Genomic DNA, 25769 nt, shown 5'->3' on the forward strand with positions numbered 1-25769 from the left:
TGGCGAACGCTTCAGGAGTTTCCTGCCGCATCAATCCCGACAGGAGATCAACGTGACCAAGTTCGCCCTCGCCGCTGCCTTAGCCACAGCTCTGGCGACCCCAGCCTTCGCTCAGGCCATCATCGAGACTCCGACCAGCACGACCGTCATCGTGCCGCCCGGCGCGCCCGGCGTCGTGACCCGCCAGCCCGGATCGACCGGCGATGCCGCTGCGGCGACCTACTCGCCGACGGGACGCGCCGCGGACAGCATCGCAACCGACTCTGCAGCGGCCGGCAACGAGGGTCAGCCCTCTCGGGTCGGCTCGACCGGCAGCGGCGGCTCGAAGTGATCCTCGGGGCACACCTTTGGAACGCACCTTGCCAGACGGGCTTCTAGTTCGTTCCTGAGACCACGAACCGCCTTGGCCCGCCCGGTCCGCCGGTGCGGGCTTTTTCGTGCTCGCGGTCCATGGAGGGATGAGGCGCAAGGTTACGGTCGCAACACGATAGCAGGAGACGCCCAAAACGGAGCGCTGTACAGCTCTGAGTCCCGGAAAGATCCTCATGTTGTGGATCCAAAAACATTAGAGTGGGTCGATTTAGATGCGCAAACAGCTTGTTGCAGGTGCGATATTCTCATCGCTCGGCTGTGTTCCGGCTCTCGCCTTCCCCGGCGGCTCATACGCAGCGAGCTGTCACCGCATCCACATGGAAGGTCCCTACCTCACGGCGCTCTGCGGTGACGGGTACGGTGGGGCCCGCTGGAGCCGGATCTTCGCGTCCCGTTGCGGCGGCACGGGCGTCAGCAACCAGCACGGTCATCTCGTGTGCGGCGGCTACTACCGGTAAGCCGATCGGACGCTGCTCTGCCGCGTGAGTGGATCGGAGCCGGGCGGTCAGCCCAGCGTCGCCCTCTGCCTTCAAACGACGCCGGGCGCCCTGCGGTTTGCATGCCCGGCGGACCCGCTCGGCGCGACCGGAATCTCCGTTCTGAAGACGAGACCACCCCGCGCCCCTGGCGCTGCGCGCGACTGTCTCGCCGGCGTCATCCGAACAGACGAGGCGCGTGGGTCCGAAATCGCGCCATTCAGAGCGTCCCCATGACGCGATCACGTCAGCCCGCCCGGTCCGCCGGAACGGGCTTTTTCAGAGCCTATTATGGCACGGAGGGCTTCGATCGCGGCGTTCAGTACCCGACATTGCGGATACCGCTACCGCCGCGACCCACGACGCTCTGGATCACCTCCTTGGTCGATGGGCTGATCCCACCATCGCCGCGCAGACGGCGCCCGTCCGCCCGTTCGAGCCGGGCGACGTCGTCGGAGCAACGATCCAGCGCGTCGTGGATCCGGGATGACAGGGGCGTGCCCCGTTGCGCGGCGGAGCCCCCCATCTCGAACCGCAGGCAAGAAGCCAGATAGCCCTTCAGGTCGTCGAAGGCCGCGGCTTGGGCGCTCGACGTGAGAATCACGAGCAACAACGCGGATCGGGCGAGCATCAGGCGCTCCAAACGAGATCGAAAAGCGAGATCGGACCGTGCAGCCAACGCGCGAGCCGGCCATTGGTGGCCGCGCGTGCGCTGCGCCGATTCCTGCATCGGCGCGCGCTCTGCCGACGCGCTCGTCGCGGTTCGCAACGACCGCCCGTAACCGAGAGCCGGATACCGGGACGGGCGGCGACGCTTCTAACCAACTTTAGCCCGATTTTTCGCGGAACAGCCACAGGGACCAGAAGGGATCTGTGCCCGATGTCGACATTACCCAGCACTGCGGCGGTGAAAAGCCCGGGCGAATCCTATCTGCACGTGCTGCACGCCCTGATGCTGCGCGACATGCGCACGCGCTTCGGAGCCTCATTGTGGGGGTATGGCGTCGTCGTGCTCTGGCCCTGCGTGCACGTGTTCCTGCTGATCGCCATCTACACGTTCCAGAAGCTGCCCGCCCCTTTGGGTGACAACCGGGCGCTGTTCTTCGCCTCGGGCGCAGTCCCGGTGCTGGTCTTCCAATACATCTCGCGCGAAGTCATGAAGGCGGTCATCTCGAATCGTCCGCTGACCTATTATCCGCAAGTTAAGCTATTCGACGTTATCTTTGCGCGGATTTTGGTTGAGATCGTGACGGGATTTCTGGCCCTCCTCGTCATCATTGCCGTTCTTGTCAGCATCGGTGCCAATCCGGTGCCGGCCGATCCGTTCGTGGCAATGTGCGCCTATCTGTCGGCCATCCTTCTCGGCATCGGCATCGGAACGATCAATGTCGCCATCATCGGCTTCTTTCCGGGCTGGCTGCTGGGATACGCTCTTTTGAGTATCATTTTGTATATATCCAGCGGGGTCATGTTTCTGCCGAGCTATATGCCCGACAAAATATACAGTTGGATGAAATACAACCCCGTTCTTCAGCTGGCCGAATGGATGAGGTCTGCCTATTATCCCTACGCCAGGATTGAAATAGACTATCTTTACGTTCTGATGTTCGCGCTGATTTCGGTGTCGATCGGACTCTACCTTGTTAAGCACATTGTTGCCAAGATGAGTGCTTGATTGGGGCAGCCAGCCGCCCCTTCCCGGTCTGGGAGTTCGCCGCGAAGGGGCGCTCGCGGTCAGCCTCGGCCGGGGCCGCTTCTTCGTGGCGATCGGCCGGACGCCGCGTCAGAACGGCCACGCCTCCTCCGACGCCGTTCGCTCGCCCGGCGCCACCAGCTCCACGATCTCGTCGAGCGGCTGCGTCACGCGGATCGTTCGCCCGGCCGCCGTGATGAACGTCTCGTTGCGCATCAGGTCCGTGTCGCTGAGCGCCTGAACGCTCGTCACGCGCAGCAGGTGGCGGCAGCCGTCGCCGTCCTGCACCTGGAGGAAGTTCCCGACCCGCCGAACGGCCGCCATGGCGCTCTCCCGCCCCGCTGGTAAACGCTGGCCTACGCGCCCTGCAGGCTCTCGGCGAAGTCGTCCGGGATCTCGCCCCACTGCCCGAGGATGGTGACGCCTTCCAGCTCGCCCGTCTCGTCGTCGGCCACCACCTTCAGCGCCGCCGCGCCGGGCATCCGCTTGGCCAGGTTCTCGGCCTTCTTCAGCGCCCCGCTCTCGGTCTGCGCCGGCTCCTGCCGGGCCGGCCGCAACCGCTTCCGGTGCACCTCGAACGGCTGCACCACGAACGCCGTCTTCATCGCCATCGTCGCCTCTCGTCGCCCAGGTCGGCCGCAGATTCACCGCCAGCCACGGGCGCCGTCGAAGGCCGCGCCGCGTTTGGCATCTTCGAGCCGTGTTCACATCCATCCGCCGCGGAAGACCCTGTCCGCCCGCAGATTGAACCGACCCGGCCCGTCGGGTTTGTTCTGTCTCCGTTCTAGCACGGCGAAGCGCGGGGTGCACCTCAGCCGGATCGACGCGCTGCCGGTTCAGAGCCTCGACGTGAGCCGGCGCGACGGGACCACCCAGTACAAGATGCGCACGCCCCGCTTCACGACACAGGTGCGTGCGCGACCGTTCGCCTACGCGTAGTCGCCGCGTTCCACCCGCGCGCGATCGCATGCGCGCGGGCCCCTGGCGGCGAGCCGTCGTCACATCATGAAGAGGCCGATCGATTTGTACTTCGTGGTGAACACGGTCGGAGCGCGACCGATCTGGTTGGACAGAGACAGCAGATGATCGTTGTCATTCACATCATCCAGGACGAGAACGTCGCCCTTCGACATTCGCTCGAGAGCGATATTGCAGGCGAAAATGCGCCCGGAAATGCTCTTGTCGGAATCGTAGTGAAACAGATTGATGCGGCCCACCCGCTGTGCGATCTGCGCCAGGTTGATGCGGTCACCCTCTGTCAGCAACGTCCATCGATCTCGAAATTCAGGGCTGACCAGTAGGCCAATGTATTCATGGGACTGGTTGTCATGAAGATATTGCAGTTCTCTTGAGTAGAGTTGCCTTTTGCCATTCATGGCCAGGGCGCTCAACATCGCTTGGCTGGAATACCCGATCGAAACCCCGGTCTCGACAACGGTTTCGGGCTGAAGGTATCTGGCCAGGAAGTACAGGAGCCTGACATATGCATTCCCGCCCATGTGGACGGGGAAATCTTGAGTTTGCGCGAAGGCGTACAGGTCTTTCTCGAATGCCACCGCCTCGCGGCAAAGGTCCCGCGATAAGCCGTCCGCCCACCGATCGAAGGTCGTCTCATGGCTCGACAGCCATTCTCGATAGCGTCTCTCGTCTTGGAACGAGCGCTCGAAACGATGCATGATCTTTCTGGTTGCACTGGTTAAGTGCCGGACTGTGGGAAATTGTGGTAAATTGAGCATGGCTTCCCTCACTTTTTTACTTTATTCGTATTTGAAGTTTGCTTTCATTGCGCGGACATAGGGCTGATTCTGGCCCTCGCGCTATTCGGAGGCCGACTGGCGTATGTCGGGACCTCGAACCAGGACTCGATCTGGGCGAAAACTTGCCTGATCTGAGTAAAACCGTTCAATATGGTATTTTCCTATATATTAAGAAACAAAGTAGCTTGATAAATGTCAAGAAATTGGATTGTTTGTCATAGTGACGGTGTCTTTCATCTCGCAGCTGCACATCGGTGCGATACGAAGACAAACGAAATGGTTTCATGGACTATTTAACGTAAAGGTCTGCAGTTTCTTCAAATTTTCTTGAAGTAAAAATAAATTGACCTTGTTATTTTAATCAAATTATCCGCTCTGGAATTCCAGTCAGAAACGGGCGTGACCGGTGCAGTTTCATGCCGGCTGGTCGCAGATGCGAGCCCTGGTTCGCGCTGATCCGCCCCTTTACTCGACCGAGAGGTCGGCAACGATTCAGCGCAGTGAGGAAGACCAGGCGGCAGCGTGACGTCTCAACGGTGGCGGCTCAGCGGCCATGTGGCTGGCGGGATCACGGGCGACAGAAGGCACGTACAGGACGCGTTGTCCCGGGCGCGAGGTCGGATCGAGGCCGCTCGGGCTTCATGCTGAGACGGGCAGGACGTTTCTGGACGGTAGCCACACCTCACCGGCACCGCACAGATCGGAGACGATCGCCGCGGGAGCGCGCCCCCGGGGCATCGCGCCTTCCCTGGACGGGTCCGCAAGATCACGTGACCCTTGCCTCGCTTCGTGCCTCACGTGCACATCGGCCTGCATGAGCTGCGCCGACCTGCCCGACAGCCGGGCATCCGCTTGACGCGAATAATTAGGAGTCCTAATTAAAACCGCATGGACCACGCGGATGACCCAGATCCTGTCCTGATCCGCCTGCGTGAGGGCTTCGAGCGCGTCGCGCTGGTGCTGCGCGCCGATCTCTGGTCGGCGGCCGGTGAGGCCGGCCTGAACCCGGCTCAGGCGCAGGTGCTCGCCCTGCTCGCGGCGCGTCCGGCGGGCCTGAGGGCCAAGCTGATCGCCGCGCACCTCGCCGTTTCGGCACCGAGCATGGCCGACACCCTCGCCGCGCTCGAACGCAAGGGCTTCCTGACGCGCGCACCCGATGCCGCCGATGCCCGGGCCGTGATCGTCCGCCCGACGGAGGAAGGATGCGCCCTCGGGCGGGCTCTGGCCTCGGCGACCTCACAGGTGATGTCCGCTCTGGCCCGGCTCTCGCCGGCCGAGCAGGCCGACCTTCTGCTCACCCAGATCAAGCTCATCCGGACCCTGCAGCAGGCCGGCGCCATCCCCCTCCAGCGGATGTGCGTCAGCTGCCGCCATTTCAGGCCGAACGCCCATCCGGACGCGGCCAAGCCCCATCATTGCGCCTTCGTGAACGCCCCGATCGGGACCCGGGATCTCCGGCTCGATTGTGGCGAGCATGAAGCGGCCGATCCCGACGTTCAGGCTGCCACCTGGACGTCCTTCGCCGACGGATCGCCGCCCCTCCAAGCACGACCTGAGACCTGAGAAGGACAAGCTGTCATGAGACGAATGAAGGCACGGGGCCTCGGCCTCGGGGCGGCGGCCCTGTGCGCGCTCGCCACGAGCGCCTCGGCCGGTCCCATCCAGGCGCAGCCTGACGCGGCGGTCCTGGCATCGTTCGACATCGTCGAGACGACGATCGTGACCAGGGGCGATACGGCCGTGTTCACGACCCGTGTCCGCGGCGAGGCCGGCACGGACAGGCCCGACGCCACGGGCCAGTTCGCGGGCTCCGGCGTCTACGCCTATGTCTGGCCGACGACGCTCGACAGCGACGCGATCGGCTTCGACAAGGCTCAGGGCATCGTGGCGCTGGCCGTCACCTTCCACCCCGACTTCGACGATGCGGCCACCGGCGGTGTGAACCGGCACATTTGGCACCCGCACTGGGTGGTGCTCGCCAAGGACCCGGCCTGCGGCGGCGGTCTGAAGGTGGTCGACATCCCGAAGGGCTCGAAGCCGAAGGTTCCGCCGACCTGGCCGAAGGTGCCGCTCCTGATCGACAGCCCGGACTATCCGACGACCGTCCGGGGTGATGCCGTACAGGTCGAGATTCCGGTCTCGCTGATCACCGGCATCAAGGATGTGTCCTTCGACGGGGTGACCTCCGGTCTCAAGGTCAACGGCAACCTGCATGCGCCGCTGCTCTGCGTCAGCGACGTCTTCAAGGTCGCCTCCGGCAACCTGTCGCTGCCGGGCAAGGTGGCCCCGCAGAACTAGGCCTGTAGCCACGAAGCGGTCCGGCGACTGCCATCGCCGAACCGCCGAGAGATCCCCCTCCAAGCATCAGAGAAGGAAGGACCATCATGCCATATGCCCGCCTCGACGATCCACCCCCGTCCGTGGCAGCGCCGCGGCCGTCGGCCAGGAACGGCCGCGCCTCCGGCAGGGTGTCGACCCTGCTCAGGGCGGTCACGCTCCTGTTCCTCGGCGGAGCCCTGCTTGCGCTTCTCCCGCTGTCGACCGCAGCGACCGCGGCCGATGCGCAGAGCCTGGTGGAGGCCCTGAAGACAGTGGCCGGGAAGCCGCCGGGCGTGCGTGCGACCTTCGCCAAGGGGCAATGCGTGCGCGGCACCTACACGCCCTCGGCCGACGTCGGACAGGTGACGCGGTCGATCAGCTTCACGCGGCCGTGGCCCTTGGTCGGCCGGTTCTCGGTCGGCGGCGGCAATCCCTCCGCGCCGGATACGGCCAGGACCGTCCTCCGAGGCTTCTCGATCAAGATCCTCTCGGACGGCGGCGAGACGCATCTGCTGTTCGAGAACGCCCCGGTGCATTTCGCCCGGACGCTCGACCAGATGCTCGGCTTCCTGCAGGTCCGCGCGCCGGGCGCCGATGGAAAGCCCAACCCGGAGGCGATCGCGGCCTTCGCGAAGGCCAATCCGGAGACGACGCGCCAGGCGGCGTTCGTCGCGGGCAAGCCCTTACCCGGCAGCTATGCCGGCATCGTCTACTGGGGCGTGCACACCTTCACGGGGGTGAATTCCGCGGGGCGCACCGTGCCTTTCAAGTTCAGGGTGGTTCCGCAAGCCGGCGAGATCGTGCTGAGCGACGACGAGGCGAAGGGTAAGCCACCGCAGTTCCTGGTCGCCGCGTTGAGCGAGCACCTGTCGAAGGGCCCGGCGCGTTTCGACGTCGTGGCCTTGCTGGCCGAGCCCGGCGACGACCTGACGAACGACATCACCCTCCGATGGAAGAACGAGGACGATCGAAAGGCCATCACACTCGGCACGATCGCGGTGACCGCCCTGGAGCCGAACGAGTCCTGCGACGGGGGGATCTTCGATCCGGGCCAGCTGGCCGAGGGCATCGACGCGCCGAAGGACGAGATCTTCGAAGCCCGCCGCACGGCCTACGGCCTCTCGTTCGGCCTGCGCGCCCGATAAGCACCTGCGGCCCGGCGACTGCCATCGCCGGGCCGCTTCCGGAATGCGCTCCAAACCTTCGGGAGGGCCCCGTGCCATGGCGCGTAAGCCGCGCCGACGCCTCGACGGCGAGCGTTCTACGTGCGTCGTCCCATCACGAGCGTGACCGGCTGTCCCGCACAAGTCTCGATGGCGGTAAATTCACGGGCGCGGAGTTCATCCTCCATGGCGGCGCACGCCCAGAGGTGGCCGCCGCTGCGAGCCAGCCGCAGGGCCGCAAGCGCGGCGCCGACCGGATCCGGGGGCGGCGCGTAGAGCCCGACAACAAGGTATCCGCTCGGCTCGAGGGCAGCCGTCAGCCGGTCGAGCGCCGTCCGGGCCGCGTCCTGGGAGAGGAAGGGGGCCGGAAGCCACGCCAGCGCGTAGCCGGCCGGATCCTCGAACTGGGTCACGTCCTGCAGGCGGAGGTCGATCCGGCTGCGGAATGGGCTTGCCGCCACGTTCGCACGGGCCAGTGCGAGAGCCGGCTCCCAGATATCCAGGCCCACGACATGCAGCGCGGGCCACTGCGCTGCGGCCTCGAGAGCAATCCCGCCCACACCCGTGCCGACATCCAGGAAGCGCCCGGTGAGTGCGGCTGCGAGCGCCGGGCGCTCGGCTGCCAAGGCCGCCAAGCGCCGGACGACGACGCGCGAGGCTTGGCCTTGGGCCTGCAACATCGCAGGGTCGCGGACCTGCCAGACGGGCGGTCGCTCCGGACACTCCAACAGGTCCCGCGCCTCCTGCAGCGCGTGCGTGACGGAGGCCAGGGACGCGGAGACCTGCGCCTGATCAAGGTCGCCGAGGTCCCCGGGCACCACGGCGGCAACCACATCGTGCAACCGGCGCGCGACCTCGGGATGAACCTCCAGCGCCTCCTGCCGCAGGCGTAAGGCTGCACCGATCGCGGCAAGGCCTCTTGCCGCATCGCCCAACTGCCGCAGCGTGCGTTCAACGTCTTGGAAAGTCATCGGCGACCGCCAGAGTGATGATCACCACGACGCGGCGTGGCGCCTGAAGGAGAAGAGCCCGGCCCGGCAGGCTTAGAACCGTGCCGGGCCGCGACCCGCAGGGTGATCACAGGCCGTGAGCCTGGGCGATCATCTGTGCCGCCCGCTCCCCGATGATGGCGCAGGGGGCCTGCGTGTTTCCCGCCGTCACGCGCGGCATGATCGAAGCGTCCGCGATGCGCAGAGCGTCGATCCCGTAGACGTTCAGCGATGCATCGACCACCGACAGGGCATCGCGGCCCATCTTGGCCGTGCAGCTCTGGTGCCAGTAGGTCACGGCGGCATCACGGATGAAGTCTTCGAGCGCGTCTCCCTCGATGTCGCCCGGCATGGCCTCGCCGCGGACATGCGGCCGAAACGCCTGTGCGTTGCCCAGCGCGCGGCACAGATCCACGCAGGCGACGGCCGTCGTCAGATCCGCGGGATCGGACATCATGTTGGCCTCGATCGCCAACGGCACCGAGGGATCGGCGCTCGTCAGACGAAGCCGGCCGCGGCTCGCCGGGCGCGCCAGACCGGCGAACATCGTCCAGCCCTGCGCCGGCACACCGCGCGCCGCGGTCCGATCGCTCGGCACGGGAAATTCGACCTGGCAGAAGAGAACATCCGGCGCATCGAGCCCGGGACGGCTCGTCCAGTACAGGGTCGCCTCGCTGCCGCTGTTACGGGGGGCGATGGGTTCGGCATAATCCCAGATGCATCCGAACGAGACGTGGTCCTGGAAGTTCTGTCCGACGCCCGGCAGGTGTTGCACCACCGGGATGCCGAAGCGCGTCAGCTCCGCATGGTCCCCGATGCCGGAATGCATCAGAACCTTGGGCGTCTGGATAGCGCCCAGGGACAGCACCACCTCGGCCCGGGCTCGGATCTCCAGGACCTGCCCGGCGCGAACCACTTCGACGCCGACCGCGCGCCGCTCCTCGATCAGGACGCGCCGCACGGTCGTGTCGGTGAGCACCGTCAAGTTGGGGCGGTCGAGCCAAGGGTGGACATAGGCCCGGTAGAGCGATTGGCGCCGCCCGTCGCGAACCAGCATGTCCGAGATGGAGGCGCCGCCCGGCCCCTCCATCATCAGGCCATTCGGATGCGCGAAGGTCGGGATGCCGACCTCGCGGGCCGCATCGAGCATCGCGTGTGCGATGGGGCTGGGATCCGCGGCAGGCTGGACCCAGACCGGCCCGGACTTGCCGCGATACCGGGGATCCGGCGTACCGTGCCAGTTCTCGATTCGACGATAGATCTGGAGAACGTTGTCGTAGCTCCAACCGGCATCGCCGGCCTCCGCCGCGAAGTAGTCCCAGTCGCTGCGGTGCCCGCGCGCCCAGACCATCACGTTGATGCTGGAGCCGCCCCCGAGACCTTTGCCCATCGCCATCGACAGGGCCCGACCGTTCAGGTGCGGGTTCGGCTGCGCCTGAAATCCCCAATCCCGCTCGCTGCCCAGGTTGGCCGGCCATTGTGCAGGGTCGAGCACCGTCTCGGCCTCGTCGCTGCCCCCGGCTTCGATCAGCAGCACGCGCAGGTCGGCATTCTCCGCGAGGCGCCGCGCCACGACCGAGCCTGAGGAGCCGGCGCCGCAAATGATGACGTCGTATTGCGACCGCAGCTCGCTGACGAGGCGCCGCTGGTTCTCCTGTGCGCGCCGAGATGATTCGCGGTCTTCGAGACGGGACTGGCTCATGAGATATGAAATCCTTCTTCTGCCGCGCTGCCGTTGCTGGGAAAAACATTACGGCTTCCCCCGCCATCATTGCGGGTCCCGCGACAGAGCTCCTGAGTCGCTGGGATTTCGGTGGGTCTTCCACGCCTTCGACCTCCGCGACTGTGATCGACGTCACACCGGAGGCGCGGGCTGAAGTTTGCGAGGGCCTGTTCGCAGCCGTCCGCGAAGCGTTACGGAGATCGATCGCGGATCTGCATGCCGCGCGTCTCGCGATTGGCTCCGTTCGCCGACACGACAGTGTTGTCGATCGTGCGGACGGGGCTGCATCCCGATCCGGCCGTCCGCAAAGCCCCGTGGCGGATCGATCCCTCGGTCGCAGCCGCATCCAGGCTGTGGGAACCTCCTTCCAAGCAGGGCCGTCCGGCGGGTTTCCAGCGGCCGGCCTGGATCGAGGCCGCCCGCAAGGCGGTGGCGCCATACGCCGATAGCCGGGCCCGACGGGACGGCGGGGCCATGCCGGCCTGTGAGATTTGGCACGGACGCGCCGGCCGGTCGGGGACGACACGGTGCGGTATCGTGCTGACACGAGGCTGCGCCACGGAGCCCCTTGCGGCGCGCACACGGGTCAGGATCGGCGCAGTCGAGAGATGATGTCGTGAGCACGCCGAACAGGCTGGCCGGGCTCCTGGCCGCCAACGCGTTCTTCGCCGAGCTGGGCCAGGACGCCCTCCAAGCCATCGCCGGCCTTTGCCGGATGCGGAGCGTCGCGCGGCACGAGATCCTGTTCCAGAAGGGGGATCCCGGCGATGCCCTCTACGCGATCCGGCGTGGGCAGATCCGCATCGCCACCGGCACCGAGGATGGCCGGTCCGTGACGCTCAACCTCCTCGGCCCGGGCGACGTCTTCGGCGAGATCGCCCTCCTCGATGGCGATGCCCGCACCGCGGAGGCCATCGCGCTCGAGGCGACGGACCTCTTCGTCATCGACCGGCGGGATTTCCTCGAACTCCTGGCGCACGATGCGACCCTGGCGGCGCGGATCATCGGCTTCCTCTGCCGACGGTTGCGCTGGATGAGCGAGCGCATGGAGGAGGCCACGCTCCTTCCTCTCGATGCCCGGCTGGCGCGGCGTCTGGTTATGCTGTCCGAGGATTACGGCGCAGAAATCCAGGTGACACAGCAAGAGCTCGCCGCTTACGTTGGTGCGGCGCGGGAGAGCGTCAATCGCGTCCTTCAGGATTGGCGTCGATCCGGCATTATCGATCTTGGGCGCTCACGCGTGCGTGTGAAGGTCGCGCCGCGTCTGGCGGCCCTCGGCGAGCCCTCACGGATCTGAGGCGACAGAAAGGATCCACCACATGAAGCCTCTCGCGCGAGCCGCGGCCGCATTCGCGGCCGTCGTCGTCCCGGTTACCGTCAACGCCCAGACGCGCTGCACGGAATCGACCCGCTTCGACCCGCCTCTGCGGATCCTGCGATGCACCGACGGTCTCACCCTCGAAGCCGAGCGAGCGGCCCCGTTCCGGCCCATAGATCGGAATGGCGACGGGCAGCTCGAGGGGGCGGAGATCGGCGGCAGCGCCGTCCTCGTGACCCTGCCACCGCACTCGAACACGCGCCGGGGCGGCTTCCAGATCCTCACCCCCCACGCCATCGCCTCCGTGCGCGGCACGATCTACGCCGTCGATGTGACCACCGCCAAGACTGCGGTTTTCGTGGCCCGAGGCCGCGTCGCCGTCGCGCGCCGGAACGCCCCGGCCGTGTCCGTCACGCTGGGCCCGGGCGAGGGCGTCGATGTCGGTGAGGATCAGGGCCCCCTGGACGTGCGACGGTGGCCGCAGGAGCGTGTCAGAAGCCTGCTCGAGCGCTTCGGGCGGTGAGAGCCGCGGGTCTGAAGCCGGGGCTTGAGTCGATCCCGACCTCCCGGCGGACCAAGCGACGCTTCGCCCTCCTCATGTTCGTGGCCGCGCTGGGGTGGAGCGGCTGGCTCGCTCACCTGCACATCGCCGGACAGGCGACGCCGCTCGATTACCTGGAGGCGGCGGCGACGGACCTGCGCATGCGGCTGGCGGGTCCACGCACGCCGCCCAACGATGTGGCGATCGTCGCCATCGACGACGCGATCGTCCGCCGGGAAGGCGGCTTTCCCGTCTCGCGCGCGACGATGGCGCGGCTGATCGAAGCGATCGCCACAGCCCACCCCCGCGCGCTCGCCGTCGATGTCCTGTTCCTGGAAGACGGGCGCCAGCCGGAGGCGGATCGTGCCCTCGCCGCCGCCCTCCGCAAGCTGCCTGCCGTCCTGGCGGCGGCAGCCGTATTCGACGAGGCCACGAACGAGGGAGGCATCCCGGTCGCCACCGCCGTGCATCGCCCGATCCCGGCGATCGGCGCGGCTGCGCTGTCGGGCCTCGTCAACCTGTCCGAGGACGCCGCCGGCGTGCCGCGGCACCTTCCCCTCGTTGCCCGGACGGACGAGGGCGTTGCCGCCGCTTTCGTCCTGCGCACAGCGGCCCTGGCCGCCCGAAGCGATCCGGTTCTGAGCGAGGGACAGGTACGGATCGGGTCTGCCGTCATCCGGCTCGACCTCGGCTATCACCTTCCGCTCCGTCCCTACGGGCCGCGGCGCACGATCCAGACCGTGAGCGCCGCCGCACTTCTCGACGGGACGGTTCCGGTCGCCGCTCTGGCGGACCATATCGTCGTGATCGGCGCGACGGCACTCGGGGGCAGCGACACCTTCGCGACGGCGTTCGATCCCGTGATGCCCGGCGTCGAATTGCTGGCGACCGGCATCGCCCATCTGACCACGGGCGACGGACTCGTGCGCGATGCGCGCGTGCGGCGGCTCGACGGGGTGGCGGCCGTGGTTCTCGCGGGCGCTGCCGTGCTCCTGATCGCGCTGGCCCCTCCGCTCCCAGCAGCCATCCTCGTACTCCTCCTCCTGGCCGCCTGGTTCGCTCTGGGCGCCGTCGCCTTCAGCCAGGGCATCTGGCTGAGCGCCGCCCTGCCGCTCGCAGCCGCTGGCCTGCCGACGCTCCTGTGCGCGGTGGCCCGCCAGACGCTGGATCGCCGCCAGGGCCTGAGGCTCGCACGATCGGAGCAGGCCCTGCGCCGGCTTCAACCCGCCGCGCTCGCGGAACGGCTCGCCTGGGACCCGACCTATCTGGCTGCGCCGCTCACGCGCGAGATCCCGGTGCTCTTCATCGATCTGACCGGCTTCACCGGCCAGAGCGAGCGCCTCGGCCCGGTCCGCACCCGCGCCCTCCTCAAGACGTTCCACGATCTCGTGGATGAGACCGCTTCGTCGCACAAAGGTCTCGTCGTCAACTTCATGGGCGACGGCGCGATGGTCGTGTTCGGCGCGCTGGACCCCGATCCCGCGCAGGCGGAAAACGCCGTGCGGGCAGCCGGCGATCTCATCGTCCGGACCCGCGATTGGATCGCGCGCGATCCCGAACTGGCAGGCGCCGGACGGGCGCTCGACGTGCGGATCGGCGCGCATTCCGGACCGGCGATCCTCTCGCGCCTCGGCAGCGACACCAATCAGCAGGTCACGGCGACGGGCGATACCGTCAACGTCGCGAGCCGCCTGCTGGCCGTGGCGTCGGAGGCCAAGGCCCGCCTCGCCGTCAGCGCCGATCTCCTGACGGCTGCCGGCATCAATGAGCCTGGCGGCCTCTTCGACGAGCGGAGGACGGCTTCCATTCGCGGACGATCCCAACCCATCGAGGTTTGGTTGAAGCGCGAATCTGCGCCGCTGCCGTAGATCCCGCGCCGCGCGTCCGGGTCTCTGTGACCGGGGTCACAGCGGCCGGCCATCGTCGGGCGCAACGTGCTGTCACCCCAACAGGGAGAAGCACGATGAAGACGACTTCGACGAAGATGATGACGGTGGCGGGTCTCGCACTCGCGACACTGGCCGGCGGTGCCGTCAGCGCCGATGCCCGCGGGTTCGGTCACGGCGGATTCGGTCACGGCGGCTTCGGCCATCATGGCGGCTTCGGCCATCGCGGATTCGGGTATGGCCGCTTCGGGTACGGCGGGTTCGGCCACCATCGATACTTCCACCACCGCGGCTACCGTCGGCACTTCGGCGGGTTCAACTGGGATTATCCCGCGGGCGGCTACTTCCTCAGCTCGGATTTCAGGGATTGCCGCTTCGTCTACAACCCCTTGTTCTTCGGACATGAGCGCGTCTGCAGCTGACGGAGCATCCGTCTTCGGCTCATTGAGGCCCCGGTGAGCGACCGGCCGCCGCTGCACACGCAGCGGCGGCCGGTTGGCCCATCGCCTGACACCGCCGCTGGCTGCGACGACGGACTGAGTGACGGCACCCCCGTCCCATTCGTCCCGAAGACGCCGCGCGACTATCGAAACGCGAACCGCAACCGCGTTAGAGGTGTGGCTCGCTCCTGTGCGGAGCGGTCGCGAGTGTGTCGCCGCCGTAGCGCGTTCGCCTGAAGGCGTGCACGTGACCGTGGTGATGGTGGTTTCACCGGGGATGATGTCGGTGCCGGGATCCGGGCGCGTCACGCGGCCGGAGGCTGCGCCGGGGAGCAGGGCGATGGCGGCGACGCGGAAATCGGCAGGATCGGCTCGGCAGGGCGAGCCCGCCATGCGCCGCACGGCCCATGATTTCTACGAGAGCCTGCCCCGGTTCACCGCCTTCTCCAGTCTCATGGATCCAGGCCTCTATCGGCCGCTGCCCACGACCTGGTGGCTCGGTGTGGCCGATGTCGTCGGCTCCCAGCAGCAGATCGGGCTCGGCCGCTACAAGGCGGTCAACGCGGCCGGCGCAGCCACCATCGCGGCCGTTTCGAATGTCCTCGGCCGGCGCGAGTTCCCCTTCGCCTTCGGCGGCGACGGGGCCAGCTTCGCCATTGCCCCGGAGGACGTCGACACCGCCAGAGACGCGCTGGCGGCAACGGCCGTCTGGGTTCGTGAGGCGCTGCAACTCGAGCTGCGCACCGCTCTGGTGCCGGTCTCGGCCGTGCGCGATCGCGGGCTGGACGTGCGCGTCGCGCGCTACGCGCCCAGTGCTCACGTGTCCTACGCCATGTTCAGCGGAGGCGGCCTGCCCTGGGCAGAGGCCGCCATGAAGGCCGGCGACTACGCCGTCGCGCCGGCCGAGCCCGGCAGCCAGCCTGACCTGACCGGCCTCTCCTGCCGCTGGCAGGAGATCCGTCCCCGCCACGCGTTGATGCTCTCGCTCATGCTCGTGCCGCAGCACGGCGGCGACGCGCCGGCCTTCCGGCAACTCGTGCAGGAGCTCCTGCACAGTGTGGAGATCAGTGCCGAGGTCGCACGTCCGATGCAGGATGAGGGACCGCAGATGCACGGACCGTGGGCGGGGCTGGATCTTGAACTGCGCGCCGTGCCGGGCTCTCGTCAGAGCCGCCTCTGGCGCAAACTCCGCCTCGTGGCACGATCGATCCCTGAATACCTGATCTATCGCACAGGCTTGCGGGTCGGAGCGTTCGATCCCGCCGTGCTGCGGCACGAGATCGTCGGGAACACGGACTTCCGCAAGTACGATGATGCGCTGCGGATGACACTGGATTGCACCGAGGCCTTCGCGGATCAGCTGGAGGCGCAGCTCGCCGCCGCAGAGGCGCAGGGGATCTGCCATTTCGGCCTGGAACGGCAATCGGCTGCGCAGTTGACCTGCATCAGCCCTCCGGTGCCCGGCAGCGGGCACATGCACTTCATTGATGGCGCTGGCGGAGGCTACGCCGCGGCCGCCGGAAGGCTGAAGCATCGGGCGGCACGTGTCGGTGCCGTGGCTCCGCCTACTCCGTGAGGCAGGCTGTGAGGCGTGGCCGCTGCCGGATGGAGCGCGGGCGCTCGGGACGACCTACCGCATCGGATGCGGACGTTCCGGTTCCGACCCACGTCGGCCGCCCGGACCACTGTCGGCGCGTCCCGAAAACGGCCGTTGGTCAGCTCTCTGACTGCTGTGGCTCGGGGTGGATGTCTGTCGGTCCGCTCTCGGGCGGCCGTGCTCGGAAGCGCGCGTCACTTCCGCGCCCGACTTCAGAACGCAAAGCTTGAGTCGTTAGATTATATACAATAGACGGCCGGGCGATCAGTTTCTGCCAGCGACTGGCGAGCTTTGTGCCACGACCCGGATGCAACCGCTATTCTCGACGGACGCGATCCATCCCAGGAACGCATTCCGCCAATGGCGGGAGATGGTCTGCGAGCGGTTGATCCCGATCGACCAGCAACCCCTTCACGAGGTTCCGTTTCAGGGCAGGCTGGACGTCACCAGCATCGGGCCTGTGCCGATTTCTAGAATGGCCCACACAGCCATGCGGACCGAAGCGACGCCCGACGCGATCCGGCGCCATGGGCAGCCCGACCGCCTCTACGCGTCCATGAAGCTCTCCGGACACGACACCCTCCAGCAAGGCGACCGGGAGGCCGTGACCCGGACGGGCGACTTCGTCGTTATCGACGCACGCCCGGCCGTCTGCGAGGCAAACACGGGTATTTCCCTTGTCGTCGATCTGCCGCGCGAGCGCTTCGAGGCCATGCTGGGCCCGTCCCGGCTGTTCTGTGCACTCCCGGTCGGAGCGGACCTCGCCTCCACGATCCTGGCGAACACCTTCATCCAGGAACTGGTGCGCGTGGGCGATCAGCTCACGCCCGACGCGGCCGCGCGCATGGCGTCGATCGGAACGGACCTGATCATAGCGAGCCTCGCCGAACGGATGGCGCAGGAGGTGCCGGGTTCCATCCACGGCAACGTCACGGTCCAGCGCGCCAAGGCCTATGTCGAGGCGAACCTGAGCGACCCGAACTTGGACCCACCTCAGCTCGCCGCCGCGATGGGCGTGTCGCTGCGCCGGCTGCAGGAGCTGTTCCACGAGCGCGGCCGGCACATCTCCGATTACATCTGGGAGCGCCGGCTGGAGGCGGCCGCCAGGCGCTTGGCCGATCCGGCATGCGCCCACCTGTCGATCGGCATGCTGGCTTACGGCTGCGGTTTCGCAAGCCAGGCCCATTTCGCCCGCCGCTTCAAAGCGCGTCATGGCATGGCCCCGCGCGAATACAGGATCGCCTCCGCGATCAGCGGATCCTAGGCCACGGCGCATCTCTGAACCCAAGATGGATCGCGGGATCGCCTCATCAGGATGGCCGGCGTCCGACCCTCAGGATGAGGGCGGGGAGGATGACCCGACCTGACGCAACGACCTGTGAGCTGTCGTCGACCGTCTCGACGTGCTTCAGCGGATGAGCCGCTCGACAATCGCGCGCACCTCCCGTCGATCCGCAGGTTTCGGATCGACCGATCGGTGGATGGTGAGCCCCTCGATCATGGCGTCCAGCGCCTTGGCCGTGTCAGGCTCGAAATGTTGCGCGAGTGCGGCACGGCTGTTCGCCATCCAGTTCCGCATGACTTGGCGCAGAGGCGGGTTCCGGGCGGCGAAGGCGTAGAGCTCGTAGCTCAGCAGCATGGTGCGCGGCGTTGCCCACTCGTCGTTCAGGACGAGATCGACCACCGCCTCACAGGCTTCATCGACGGTTGACGCGGCGGACAGACGCGCGGTGAACCGTGCCGCGACCGTATCGGCCAGGCGCGTGAACGCCGCGGTCAGAAGCTCGTCCATGTCCTTGAAATGGTAGGTCATGGAGCCGAGCGGGACGTCGGCAGCCGCCGCGACGCGGCGGTGCGTCGTACCGGCAACGCCGTGCTCGGCGATGACATCGAGCGTGGACTGGATGATGCGCGCCCGGCGCCCCGGGTCGTGGCGGCGCTGAGCGCTGGGCAAGCAGGATCTCCTCAGAGGCTCGGCTTCCGGCCTTGATGTGTACGTCTGTACGCATAGCTCAGGCGGGCGCGGCGTTCATCCCGTCCGCGGGCCTGGGCCGCGGGTCCAGGGGGATCAGCGGTCGCGAGGAGAACTCCACAACCATGAAGACTCAGAAGCAGAAAATGCTGGCCGGTGAGTTGTACATCGCCGACGACCCCGAGCTTGCCGCCGACAACCGGCGCATTTCCGAATGGCTGGATCGCTACAACGCCACGAACACCAAGAGCCAGCCGGAGCGGCAGGCACTCCTGGAGGAAGCCTTCGCGTGTGTCGGCGAGGGCTGCAACATCCGTCCACCCTTCCACTGCGACTACGGCTACAACATCAGCCTGGGCCGTGGCGTGTTCCTGAACTTCAATTGCTGCATCCTGGACGTGGTGCAGGTCACCATCGGCGACCTGACCCAGATCGGCTCCGGTGTGCAGATCATGACGCCCGATCATCCGCGCGATCCGGTTCAGCGTCGGCAGATGCTCGAGTACGGCCGCCCTGTCGTGATCGGCGCGAACGTCTGGATCGGCAGTGGAGCCATCATCCTGCCGGGCGTGACAATCGGCGATGACGCCATCATCGGTGCGGGCAGCGTGGTCACGCGCGACATCCCGCCCGGCGCAACCGCTGTCGGAAATCCCGCGCGGCTGAGGGCGTGAGGGCCCGGCCCACCTCCGCTGCGAGCCGGACGTGGAACGTCTGCGTCCGGATGAGGGGGCCAAGGTCTGATCGCTGTCCTGAGGGTCATGCGATGTCTGGCCAATCCGGGCTTGTGCGTGGCCCGCGCCTCTGCGGTCGACAGCCAAACGGATCCATCAGCCGGGCTCCAGACCTCTGGCGCGCATGATCGCGGCCGCGGCAGGGGATCTGAGGAACGCGAGGAACGCCTCAGCCCGAGCCTTGTCGGCGGTGGCCGAGATTCCCCCAGTCAGCACCACGGAGGACTGAAGCTCCGGAGGGAACGGACCGACCACGTCCACCCCGGAGACCGCCATCAACTCGGGCATCAGCTGCACGGCAAGGTCCGCCTCGCCCCGAGCGACGACATCGCCGGTCAGGCCGTTCGGGATGGCTCTGCCTCTGGCTTTCACCGCGTCGGCGATCCCGAGCTTCTGCAGCGCGGCTGCGAAGACGGCTCCGCTCGCGCCGGACGTGCTGTAGGCCACCGACTCAGCCCGGGTGAGCGCCTGCTTGAGCGCTTCGGCGGAACCGATGTCGGGCCTCGCCGCACCCTTCCTCACGGCCAGACCGACTCCTGTTCGCGCGAGCGTGGTGGCGCTGCTGTCGACAACCTTGCCCTGCTGGATGAGGGCCAAGATCAGAGGCGGGGTCAGGACCACGACGTCGAACGGCTTGCCCGTCTCGATCTGCGCCTTGAGGATGGCGGAGGTATCGTAGGTGGCGACGAGGCGATTGCCGCTCGCGCGCTCGAAGTGCGGGATGAGTTCGTCCAGAGCGGTCTTCAGGGCCTGCGAGCAGAGGACGGTGACATCCGCCGCATGGGCATTGGTTGCGAGGCTCCAGACGGAGATCGCGAGCAGACAGAGCCTGCGGAGCCGTCCTGCGAGCCTGATCATCGTGCCCCCCCCTCAACGTTGGCCCTATTAGCTCCGCATCCGCTGCGCGCATCAATGGCGCCGGAATGCATTTCTTATGAGGGCGCCCCCAGTTTCAGCCGCGACGCGGGAGACCGCTTTCCACCCTTCCGAAACGCGCCCGCAGGTCTGCGTGGTGATTGCGGCTGGCCCGCTCACGGACGCTCCGTGAATAGAAGCGGACATTCCGCCATGGGCTCGCAATGGGCTCGCAATGGGCTCGACAGGGAGGCCGCCGATCAGGGGCGTCCGCGTCCTGCCCATGCGCCGGACCGCACCTGGGCGCAGCCCGGCGGTCCCGGATGTATCCTCCCCGCGCCGCCGGCGAACTGGGACGGCACGTCCTGCACTTGCCGGCCCGGAACGGAGATGCCCGCCATGATGACCCGGAGAATACTCGGCCATACCCTCGTCGCCGGCGCGGCCGCCGCGCTGTTTCCCGGTGCGGCCTCGGCCCAGGATCTGCCGCGCGCGCGCAACGTCGTCCTCGTCCACGGACTGTTCGCCGACGGGTCGTGCTGGTCGGAGGTGATCCCGCGGCTGCAGGAGAAGGGCCTGAACGTCACCTCCGTGCAGAACCCGCTGACCACCTTCGAGGAGGCCGTCGCGTCCGCACAGCGCGTTCTGGCCCGGCAGGAGGGACCGACCGTCCTCGTGGGCCACTCGTTCTCCGGCATGATCGTGACCGAGGCCGGCCTCGACCCGAAGGTGTCCGCCCTCGTCTACGTCGCGGCCCGGGCGCCCGATGCCGGCGAGGATTACACGGCGCTCGCCAAGACCTATCCGGCACCGCCCGCCTCGGCGGGAATCGTGTTCGACGGCGACGAGGGGCGTCTGAGCGAGACGGCCTTCCTGAGGGACTTCGCGGGCGACCTGCCGGTCGACCGGGCCAGGGTTCTGTTCGCAGTCCAGCAGCCGTTCCACAAGGCGTTGTTGACCGGGAGGACGACCCGGGCAGCCTGGCGATCGAAGCCGAGCTTCTACGCGGTGTCGACCGAGGACCGGACCATCAATCCGGACCTCGAACGGTTCATGGCCAAGCGCATGAACGCGAGGACCGTGGAACTCAAGGCAAGCCACCTGTCCCTGATCTCGCAGGCCCAGGACGTCGCGGACCTCATCCTTGAGGCTGCCGGCCAACCACAAGCACGTCGCTGACCGGACAGGCCCTCGTATGCTGATCCAGGCCAGAGCTTCTCCGGGCTGACGGCAAGGACCGTCGCATGTCTGGTCCATGCCCGCAGCTAGACGGGATCGCTGTCCGACGCGTACTTGAACCCATTCGACAGCAGGTTGCTGACGGCCAGATGCAAGCGGTCGGGATCGCCGACGATCTCCCGCGATGCATCCGGCCCGCCGTCTGACGCAGGCAGCCGCGCTGCACCGAGCATCGCTGGCTGTGGCTTCTCTGTTCCGAACCTTGGATCGCGCGCAGGCGAGGGTTCAAGGGCCCGCTGAGGATTTCAGAGTTTTTGTAGGCAGCATTCAGGAAGTGCACGCCTTTCCGTTCGGCAAAACGATCTCGTTGTAAGTTGATTTATAGGTCTGTCCCGCCCGAACTGGCCAAGGAACAGTTGCCTTGAATGTGAACTGGTTGTTTGCCCCACCCACGAGCCGCATGACGCTGCTGCCGAAAATCGCAGGATACGGCACGCTCACTTCGGCCAGCACGTAGCGCATCCCGGCGAGTTGGAAGCCTTCGGGTACCTTGAGGTCGCTCGCTGCCCCAACCGTCCGCGCGGTCCCGTTGCTGGTGGCGTAGCTGGAACACACGCGCGGCTGCTGACCGGCACCGTCAGCGGGAACGCTGAGTGCGCTGATGACGATTTTAGCTCCGCTGCTGGGATAAGGCGTGAGCACCAGTTTGGCCGCAGCCACGATATCGGTCAACGACCCCGCCGCCATCGTGGCCTGTCCGTCTCCTTGGGAGGTGAGGTCCGCCACCGCGCGCGCCAGAAGCGTAACTCTGCGGTAATGGTCGATCGCGCGCCCAAACTCCGTCGTGCCGAAAAGCAGCGCCAGCATGATTGGCAGGATGAGCGCGAACTCGATCGCCGCCACACCCTGCGCATCATCTCGGAAGTGTGGGGCTACTCGATCACGCCTGATGATTATGTCCATCGCCGGCCTCATCACCTCAGCACCCCTGTCCGGACGAGGTGTCGTAGGGTTCGGTCCGGAACACCGCTGTGGACTGAAGAAGTCTCGACCCGTCGCTGAAGCCGGGCACGCCCGCGTAGAGGAAGCTGAAGGCAAGCCGGTATTTGACCGCCGCGGTGAAGACAACAATGTCCCCAGGCTTCGCGCAACTGTAATTCGTGCCGAAGCCTTTGGACCAATCGCCTGTATTCGCGTCCAGTGGCGTCGGCACGACCCCGCTGGCGAAGGTGCTGCTCACGGCGACATTAAGCTTGAGCGAACTGCAGTCGAACAGGCCCGCCACTCGCGAGGCGTTCGTTCCACACATGGCAGTCTTCATGGCGGCGAGCAGGGTGGTGGAGTCGGATTGCCCGTGGTTCGCCTTTTGGAACTGGCCCGTGTAGATCGTCCGCCCGGCGCGCTGGAGAGCATCATCGAGATTACGCGCCGTCCAGACCATGATCGCGGTCTGAACGATCACCGCGAGCAGGCTCAGGAACGGCAGGGCCACCAGCGCGAACTCGACGGCGGTCGCGCCCTCCCGCGCGTCAGCAAGTTTGCGAGCGGGAAATACGCAAGCATGTACCAGTCGAGCTGCAGGCCGGAAGGTAGGAGCCATACGGGGCGTTCGGACAGGCGGCATGGTCGATCGATGTCTTTCCGTGCTACTCCACGATCCGCAGCTTCTTATCGGAAACCTTCACCAAGGTCGGACAGGATACGATGACCCGGATGTCGTCGTAGTCCATGTCACTGCCGGCGTTCGGCGGACGATCCTCCCAGCCATAATACATATACTTCCCATCGCTGCAGCCTGTGGTCGCTGTGGCGGGGTTATGGGTCGTATGGCTGTTCGGCAGGATGCCCCCGTCCGACTTGTTCTTGCATTGGCTCAGGGTATCGCAGACGATCGTCTCCAAGATCGGATTTGAGACCATGCTGATCGGAGTCAAAGTGCTGCCGTTGTAGACACGGTAACCCTTCATACTCATCGATTGCACGCGCGATCCTGTGTCGATCGTTGTGTCAGTGTAGTACTCGTACGTCTCCTGATTTTTGTCGTTCCAGGCGGACGGGTTGCTGCGGGCGTTTCGGACATTGTGCAGCATATAGCTCGGCGCCTCGTTGGCGCCGCAGGTTGGCAGAGTGGCCTTGGAGTAGTCTGTCGGAGGTGTTCCGTTGTCGGCGATTGCGACTATCCCTCGGCGACCCTTGTCGGCCTCAGCCTGGCGCTTGGGATCGGACGAGTAGCAATACATGTAGATCCGGTTGTAGTCGGCGGCCTCGGGCGACAGCTGGCTGAACGTCGGCGGGCTGGTCTGGTAGACGGGGGCGACCCGATTGACGGTTGTGGCGGCCCCGATCGTGATCTGCCTTGGCATGCCGGGCAGGAAGTGTAAGAGGTTCGTCTTCAGCGTCGTCGAGATCGTCACCCGGTAGTTCGCGCCGTCGATCCACGTGCCATTGACCTGAAAACCGTTGGTCGTGTTGGCCGAGCCCAGCCGCGAGGTGAGCTGGGCACTGGCGAGGCGCAGGCCCTCTGTGGCGGCCGCGACGGTGTCGGCGTTGGCGACCAGCAGAGCGGTCGCGTCGGCGACACTGGACTCGACAGAGCGGATGCGCACGGCATTGCCGTAATCGATCACCAGGCCGCCTGCACCAAGGAGCAGAGGTAGTCCCAGACCGAAAATAATCACGACATTGCCGCCCTCGCCCTTTTCCGGGGAGGCCAGCCAGCGCCGAATATCTCGCCGCATCGAAACCTCTCAGCGCGCTCTCCTGAGGCCCCCGCCTCTGCGCAACACTCCAGTTTACATCTGGTTGTGCAGCCTTAATTTTACGTTGAAACAGCTGGAACGATGCCGCCAGAGGCGGCTATTTGCGAGCCGATTTAGTTCGAAGTTAATGCTTTCTGAAGCAAATCAAGGCGTAAACTGCGCATCGGAACTTCAATCCGTCAAATTTTTGTCGGATTTTTTGTCTTGAGCCATGATTTTATAGAGACGGCGGTCAGAATTCAGCTTCAGCACCCATATCACAATCGAAGTTATTCAGAAACGCACAGTTGAACGAGCTAAGATGGTCAACACGCGAGCTATTGCCGCCATCAGCCATAATCCCATGCTGACGAACAGAAACATCACAAGCGGCATCGCGTAAAACGGCCCAAGCTCTGCCGTTTCTGCTTGCTGATCAATCGCAATATTCGCCGCGGAAAAAGCCATAACGAGGTAGATAATCCAAACCACTTCGATGATCAGAAAGGCGATGATCCATTGCCCTAGCTCGCGCATTTTAATTGCCGCTCCGGCGCCAGCATCGTGCCTATGCTTGGAGTGGTTATAATATTACCCGTAAGATCGTGCGGCCATTTTTCAACTGGCGCTCGTGGTCAAGAGAAATCTCTAGAAAAATGTTTTTTAACTCGTCAGATTCCAGGTGCAATAACATAGGTACGGGTTTGCCAACAAAGATTTCGATTTTTAAGACAGTTAAAAATAAATTTACTTTGCTTGTGCTTGTCATCAATTGGAGATAGAATGTCAGCTTCGGGCTTGAAAACGCGGGTCTGCTTTCCACCCTGAGCAGACCCGCACAATGTCTGCTCCGTGGCATTCGGTTTTGCGTGTCTGCTAGCGAGGCACGAAGGAAGCCGACCGAAGTTCTCAGGTCTGCATTCTTCTTATGCCTCGAAGGCAAACACTCGGTTCCAGTCATTCTTCATGCTGATCACCGTCCAGCCCTGCTCTCGCGCCTCTTCGTAAAGCTCCGGGGTGAAGGTGCCGATCTTGCCGTCGGGCAGGCCGGCCGCGGGACCGTAGGCATATTCGCGCGAGGGGTCGTCGTGGAGCACCAGCATCGCCAACCGGGCGCCCCGGCCTGCGCGCGTGTATTCCAGCATCTCGCGGTCGCCGATGGAGTTGCCAAAGGCGGCCAACGGGCGTCGGCCGATCATGAAGTGAATGCCTTCGGCCTTGCCGGCCTTGTCGTCGTTGAGCAGTAGCTTCGGCTCCTTGGTCAGGAGCGGCTTGCCGTCCTGGCCGTAGCCGAACTTCGTCGTGCCCGCGGTGCCGACCACCTGCTCGGGCGGGATGCCATAGGTTTTCGCGGCGTAGACGCGCACGAAGTCCTGACCGCCGCCGGTGACGATGTAGGTCTTGAAAGTGTTGCTCTGCAGGTATCGCAGGACCTCCTGCATCGGCTGAAAAGTCAGCTCGGTATAGGGGCGGCTCCAGCGTGGATGCCGGGCGGTCTCAAGCCAATTTGACACCTCGGACTGGAACGCCTCCACCGTCATACCCGTGAGCGTGGCAGCGAGGATCGTCTCAAGATCTTCCAAGGAGAGCTCTTCCATCGCCTCGCGGTTGCCGGACAGCACAGTCTTGAAGGGTTCGACAATTCGCAGCTCGGGCTTCTTCGCGACCACGGCCGGGACACGGTCCAGGCAATAGGCGACCTGCGCGTAGATCGGCTGCTCGACCCAGAGGGTTCCGTCTTGGTCGAACACGGCGATCCGGTCGTCTGGAGCCACGTAGGTCGGGCTCGACTGCTCCGTTGTGGCGCGGACGAAATCGAAGATCGCCTGCTTCGCCGGCCCGTCGCTCCAAGACGGCAGCAAGCCGCCCGGTGCTCCTGCTTGTGCGGCAGCAGTGATGAGGGTTCCCGGCAGAGCTGGCAGCAGGGCAAGCGTCGGCAGCAACATGCGTCGGTCGATGCCGTTCAGGCTTCGACTTCTCCTCATGTCTGCCTCCTGGAAATGCGCGCTCAGGCCGG

The 25769-nt window shown here is 65.8% G+C and carries 28 protein-coding genes; 15 read left to right on the forward strand and 13 right to left on the reverse strand.

Annotated features, from left to right (window positions below):
- Window positions 1-52: 52 nt before the first annotated feature.
- A complete protein-coding gene (locus tag ABIE45_RS22895) occupies window positions 53-331 on the forward strand; it encodes a hypothetical protein (RefSeq protein WP_192708169.1) in 279 nt (92 codons plus the stop codon).
- Between the two features lie 358 nt (window positions 332-689).
- Window positions 690-830, forward strand: a complete 141-nt coding sequence (locus ABIE45_RS22900; RefSeq protein WP_192708168.1) for a hypothetical protein — start codon at window positions 690-692, stop codon at window positions 828-830.
- Between the two features lie 337 nt (window positions 831-1167).
- Here ABIE45_RS22900 and ABIE45_RS22905 read toward each other — a convergent pair whose 3' ends face one another.
- Complete coding sequence (locus tag ABIE45_RS22905) at window positions 1168-1578, reverse strand: hypothetical protein (protein WP_373622544.1); 411 nt, start codon at window positions 1576-1578, stop codon at window positions 1168-1170.
- A 150-nt stretch (window positions 1579-1728) separates the two neighbouring features.
- Between ABIE45_RS22905 and ABIE45_RS22910 the strand changes: the two genes are divergently transcribed.
- Window positions 1729-2523: an ABC transporter permease gene (locus ABIE45_RS22910; protein ID WP_192708166.1), complete on the forward strand. Its 795-nt coding sequence runs from the start codon at window positions 1729-1731 to the stop codon at window positions 2521-2523.
- 108 nt (window positions 2524-2631) lie between these two features.
- Here ABIE45_RS22910 and ABIE45_RS22915 read toward each other — a convergent pair whose 3' ends face one another.
- Entirely contained in the window at window positions 2632-2865 is a 234-nt protein-coding gene (locus ABIE45_RS22915; RefSeq protein WP_192708165.1) for a hypothetical protein, read from the reverse strand.
- A 32-nt stretch (window positions 2866-2897) separates the two neighbouring features.
- The gene (locus tag ABIE45_RS22920; RefSeq protein WP_192708164.1) at window positions 2898-3152 is read right to left on the reverse strand and encodes a hypothetical protein; all 255 of its coding nucleotides are present in this window, start codon (window positions 3150-3152) and stop codon (window positions 2898-2900) included.
- Between the two features lie 193 nt (window positions 3153-3345).
- On the opposite strand from ABIE45_RS22920, the gene ABIE45_RS22925 reads away from it, so the two are divergent.
- Window positions 3346-3480 (forward strand): hypothetical protein, encoded by a 135-nt coding sequence (locus ABIE45_RS22925; RefSeq protein WP_373622545.1) that lies wholly within the window; start codon window positions 3346-3348, stop codon window positions 3478-3480.
- 59 nt (window positions 3481-3539) lie between these two features.
- Here the strand turns inward: ABIE45_RS22925 and ABIE45_RS22930 are convergent, their stop codons facing one another.
- Window positions 3540-4217: a class I SAM-dependent methyltransferase gene (locus ABIE45_RS22930; RefSeq protein WP_192708163.1), complete on the reverse strand. Its 678-nt coding sequence runs from the start codon at window positions 4215-4217 to the stop codon at window positions 3540-3542.
- A gap of 969 nt (window positions 4218-5186) precedes the next feature.
- Here ABIE45_RS22930 and ABIE45_RS22935 point away from each other — a divergent pair.
- The 3 genes from ABIE45_RS22935 to ABIE45_RS22945 all read left to right on the forward strand — a co-directional run bounded on the left by ABIE45_RS22935 (window position 5187) and on the right by ABIE45_RS22945 (window position 7762).
- Complete coding sequence (locus ABIE45_RS22935) at window positions 5187-5861, forward strand: MarR family winged helix-turn-helix transcriptional regulator (protein ID WP_192708162.1); 675 nt, start codon at window positions 5187-5189, stop codon at window positions 5859-5861.
- 15 nt (window positions 5862-5876) lie between these two features.
- The gene (locus tag ABIE45_RS22940) at window positions 5877-6596 is read left to right on the forward strand and encodes a hypothetical protein (RefSeq protein ID WP_192708161.1); all 720 of its coding nucleotides are present in this window, start codon (window positions 5877-5879) and stop codon (window positions 6594-6596) included.
- A gap of 86 nt (window positions 6597-6682) precedes the next feature.
- Window positions 6683-7762, forward strand: a complete 1080-nt coding sequence (locus ABIE45_RS22945; RefSeq protein ID WP_192708160.1) for a catalase family peroxidase — start codon at window positions 6683-6685, stop codon at window positions 7760-7762.
- Window positions 7763-7878: 116 nt separating this feature from the next.
- Here the strand turns inward: ABIE45_RS22945 and ABIE45_RS22950 are convergent, their stop codons facing one another.
- Both ABIE45_RS22950 and ABIE45_RS22955 read right to left on the reverse strand, forming a co-directional pair.
- On the reverse strand, window positions 7879-8751 hold the full coding sequence (locus ABIE45_RS22950; RefSeq protein ID WP_192708159.1) for a class I SAM-dependent methyltransferase: 873 nt from the start codon (window positions 8749-8751) through the stop codon (window positions 7879-7881).
- A 106-nt stretch (window positions 8752-8857) separates the two neighbouring features.
- Window positions 8858-10471: a GMC family oxidoreductase N-terminal domain-containing protein gene (locus ABIE45_RS22955; protein ID WP_192708158.1), complete on the reverse strand. Its 1614-nt coding sequence runs from the start codon at window positions 10469-10471 to the stop codon at window positions 8858-8860.
- Window positions 10472-11108: 637 nt separating this feature from the next.
- Here ABIE45_RS22955 and ABIE45_RS22960 point away from each other — a divergent pair.
- The 6 genes from ABIE45_RS22960 (at window position 11109) to ABIE45_RS22985 (ending at window position 17538) form a co-directional block, all read left to right on the forward strand.
- Window positions 11109-11789 carry a Crp/Fnr family transcriptional regulator gene (locus tag ABIE45_RS22960; RefSeq protein WP_192708157.1) on the forward strand — a complete coding sequence of 227 codons (681 nt, stop codon included), beginning with the start codon at window positions 11109-11111 and terminating at the stop codon, window positions 11787-11789.
- 22 nt (window positions 11790-11811) lie between these two features.
- Entirely contained in the window at window positions 11812-12333 is a 522-nt protein-coding gene (locus tag ABIE45_RS22965; protein WP_192708156.1) for a FecR domain-containing protein, read from the forward strand.
- On the forward strand, window positions 12330-14219 hold the full coding sequence (locus ABIE45_RS22970) for a CHASE2 domain-containing protein (RefSeq protein ID WP_373622546.1): 1890 nt from the start codon (window positions 12330-12332) through the stop codon (window positions 14217-14219). The genes ABIE45_RS22965 and ABIE45_RS22970 overlap by 4 nt, the downstream gene beginning before the upstream one ends.
- A gap of 95 nt (window positions 14220-14314) precedes the next feature.
- Window positions 14315-14659, forward strand: coding sequence for a hypothetical protein (locus tag ABIE45_RS22975; RefSeq protein WP_192708155.1), 345 nt, complete (start codon window positions 14315-14317; stop codon window positions 14657-14659).
- Window positions 14660-15017: 358 nt separating this feature from the next.
- Window positions 15018-16253, forward strand: a complete 1236-nt coding sequence (locus ABIE45_RS22980) for a DUF3095 domain-containing protein (protein ID WP_373622897.1) — start codon at window positions 15018-15020, stop codon at window positions 16251-16253.
- Window positions 16254-16581: 328 nt separating this feature from the next.
- Window positions 16582-17538 carry a helix-turn-helix domain-containing protein gene (locus ABIE45_RS22985; RefSeq protein WP_192708154.1) on the forward strand — a complete coding sequence of 319 codons (957 nt, stop codon included), beginning with the start codon at window positions 16582-16584 and terminating at the stop codon, window positions 17536-17538.
- Window positions 17539-17682: 144 nt separating this feature from the next.
- On the opposite strand, the gene ABIE45_RS22990 is transcribed toward ABIE45_RS22985, so the two are convergent.
- Complete coding sequence (locus ABIE45_RS22990; protein WP_192708153.1) at window positions 17683-18228, reverse strand: TetR family transcriptional regulator C-terminal domain-containing protein; 546 nt, start codon at window positions 18226-18228, stop codon at window positions 17683-17685.
- Window positions 18229-18371: 143 nt separating this feature from the next.
- Here ABIE45_RS22990 and ABIE45_RS22995 point away from each other — a divergent pair, with 143 nt between their 5' ends.
- Window positions 18372-18920 carry a sugar O-acetyltransferase gene (locus tag ABIE45_RS22995; protein WP_192708152.1) on the forward strand — a complete coding sequence of 183 codons (549 nt, stop codon included), beginning with the start codon at window positions 18372-18374 and terminating at the stop codon, window positions 18918-18920.
- A 156-nt stretch (window positions 18921-19076) separates the two neighbouring features.
- Here the strand turns inward: ABIE45_RS22995 and modA are convergent, their stop codons facing one another.
- Window positions 19077-19838, reverse strand: a complete 762-nt coding sequence (modA, locus tag ABIE45_RS23000; RefSeq protein ID WP_192708151.1) for a molybdate ABC transporter substrate-binding protein — start codon at window positions 19836-19838, stop codon at window positions 19077-19079.
- Window positions 19839-20234: 396 nt separating this feature from the next.
- Between modA and ABIE45_RS23005 the strand changes: the two genes are divergently transcribed.
- Window positions 20235-21014, forward strand: coding sequence for an alpha/beta hydrolase (locus tag ABIE45_RS23005; RefSeq protein WP_192708469.1), 780 nt, complete (start codon window positions 20235-20237; stop codon window positions 21012-21014).
- Between the two features lie 327 nt (window positions 21015-21341).
- Here the strand turns inward: ABIE45_RS23005 and ABIE45_RS23010 are convergent, their stop codons facing one another.
- The 5 genes from ABIE45_RS23010 to ABIE45_RS23030 form a co-directional block, all read right to left on the reverse strand.
- Window positions 21342-21977, reverse strand: a complete 636-nt coding sequence (locus ABIE45_RS23010; RefSeq protein WP_373622547.1) for a TadE/TadG family type IV pilus assembly protein — start codon at window positions 21975-21977, stop codon at window positions 21342-21344.
- A gap of 16 nt (window positions 21978-21993) precedes the next feature.
- On the reverse strand, window positions 21994-22584 hold the full coding sequence (locus ABIE45_RS23015) for a TadE/TadG family type IV pilus assembly protein (RefSeq protein ID WP_373622898.1): 591 nt from the start codon (window positions 22582-22584) through the stop codon (window positions 21994-21996).
- Between the two features lie 76 nt (window positions 22585-22660).
- On the reverse strand, window positions 22661-23752 hold the full coding sequence (locus ABIE45_RS23020; RefSeq protein ID WP_192708147.1) for a pilus assembly protein TadG-related protein: 1092 nt from the start codon (window positions 23750-23752) through the stop codon (window positions 22661-22663).
- A gap of 294 nt (window positions 23753-24046) precedes the next feature.
- Window positions 24047-24289, reverse strand: a complete 243-nt coding sequence (locus ABIE45_RS23025; protein WP_192708146.1) for a hypothetical protein — start codon at window positions 24287-24289, stop codon at window positions 24047-24049.
- A gap of 389 nt (window positions 24290-24678) precedes the next feature.
- Window positions 24679-25737, reverse strand: a complete 1059-nt coding sequence (locus ABIE45_RS23030) for an HAD family hydrolase (RefSeq protein WP_373622548.1) — start codon at window positions 25735-25737, stop codon at window positions 24679-24681.
- Window positions 25738-25769 lie beyond the last annotated feature (32 nt).

The sequence above is a fragment of the Methylobacterium sp. OAE515 genome, assembly GCF_041806315.1.
In the GTDB taxonomy this organism is placed as follows: Bacteria; Pseudomonadota; Alphaproteobacteria; order Rhizobiales; family Beijerinckiaceae; genus Methylobacterium; species Methylobacterium tardum.

What these genes read in the sequence shown, in the direction of transcription:
- ABIE45_RS22900 (WP_192708168.1), top strand. Translation starts at nt 690, where the DNA reads ATGGAAGGTCCCTACCTCACGGCGCTCTGCGGTGACGGGTACGGTGGG.
- ABIE45_RS22905 (WP_373622544.1), bottom strand. Translation starts at nt 1,578, where the DNA reads ATGCAGGAATCGGCGCAGCGCACGCGCGGCCACCAATGGCCGGCTCGC.
- ABIE45_RS22910 (WP_192708166.1), top strand. Translation starts at nt 1,729, where the DNA reads ATGTCGACATTACCCAGCACTGCGGCGGTGAAAAGCCCGGGCGAATCC.
- ABIE45_RS22915 (WP_192708165.1), bottom strand. Translation starts at nt 2,865, where the DNA reads ATGGCGGCCGTTCGGCGGGTCGGGAACTTCCTCCAGGTGCAGGACGGC.
- ABIE45_RS22920 (WP_192708164.1), bottom strand. Translation starts at nt 3,152, where the DNA reads ATGGCGATGAAGACGGCGTTCGTGGTGCAGCCGTTCGAGGTGCACCGG.
- ABIE45_RS22930 (WP_192708163.1), bottom strand. Translation starts at nt 4,217, where the DNA reads ATGCATCGTTTCGAGCGCTCGTTCCAAGACGAGAGACGCTATCGAGAA.
- ABIE45_RS22935 (WP_192708162.1), top strand. Translation starts at nt 5,187, where the DNA reads ATGGACCACGCGGATGACCCAGATCCTGTCCTGATCCGCCTGCGTGAG.
- ABIE45_RS22940 (WP_192708161.1), top strand. Translation starts at nt 5,877, where the DNA reads ATGAGACGAATGAAGGCACGGGGCCTCGGCCTCGGGGCGGCGGCCCTG.
- ABIE45_RS22945 (WP_192708160.1), top strand. Translation starts at nt 6,683, where the DNA reads ATGCCATATGCCCGCCTCGACGATCCACCCCCGTCCGTGGCAGCGCCG.
- ABIE45_RS22950 (WP_192708159.1), bottom strand. Translation starts at nt 8,751, where the DNA reads ATGACTTTCCAAGACGTTGAACGCACGCTGCGGCAGTTGGGCGATGCG.
- ABIE45_RS22955 (WP_192708158.1), bottom strand. Translation starts at nt 10,471, where the DNA reads ATGAGCCAGTCCCGTCTCGAAGACCGCGAATCATCTCGGCGCGCACAG.
- ABIE45_RS22965 (WP_192708156.1), top strand. Translation starts at nt 11,812, where the DNA reads ATGAAGCCTCTCGCGCGAGCCGCGGCCGCATTCGCGGCCGTCGTCGTC.
- ABIE45_RS22975 (WP_192708155.1), top strand. Translation starts at nt 14,315, where the DNA reads ATGAAGACGACTTCGACGAAGATGATGACGGTGGCGGGTCTCGCACTC.
- ABIE45_RS22980 (WP_373622897.1), top strand. Translation starts at nt 15,018, where the DNA reads ATGGCGGCGACGCGGAAATCGGCAGGATCGGCTCGGCAGGGCGAGCCC.
- ABIE45_RS22985 (WP_192708154.1), top strand. Translation starts at nt 16,582, where the DNA reads ATGCAACCGCTATTCTCGACGGACGCGATCCATCCCAGGAACGCATTC.
- ABIE45_RS22995 (WP_192708152.1), top strand. Translation starts at nt 18,372, where the DNA reads ATGAAGACTCAGAAGCAGAAAATGCTGGCCGGTGAGTTGTACATCGCC.
- modA (WP_192708151.1), bottom strand. Translation starts at nt 19,838, where the DNA reads ATGATCAGGCTCGCAGGACGGCTCCGCAGGCTCTGTCTGCTCGCGATC.
- ABIE45_RS23005 (WP_192708469.1), top strand. Translation starts at nt 20,235, where the DNA reads ATGATGACCCGGAGAATACTCGGCCATACCCTCGTCGCCGGCGCGGCC.
- ABIE45_RS23010 (WP_373622547.1), bottom strand. Translation starts at nt 21,977, where the DNA reads ATGGACATAATCATCAGGCGTGATCGAGTAGCCCCACACTTCCGAGAT.
- ABIE45_RS23020 (WP_192708147.1), bottom strand. Translation starts at nt 23,752, where the DNA reads ATGCGGCGAGATATTCGGCGCTGGCTGGCCTCCCCGGAAAAGGGCGAG.
- ABIE45_RS23025 (WP_192708146.1), bottom strand. Translation starts at nt 24,289, where the DNA reads ATGCGCGAGCTAGGGCAATGGATCATCGCCTTTCTGATCATCGAAGTG.
- ABIE45_RS23030 (WP_373622548.1), bottom strand. Translation starts at nt 25,737, where the DNA reads ATGAGGAGAAGTCGAAGCCTGAACGGCATCGACCGACGCATGTTGCTG.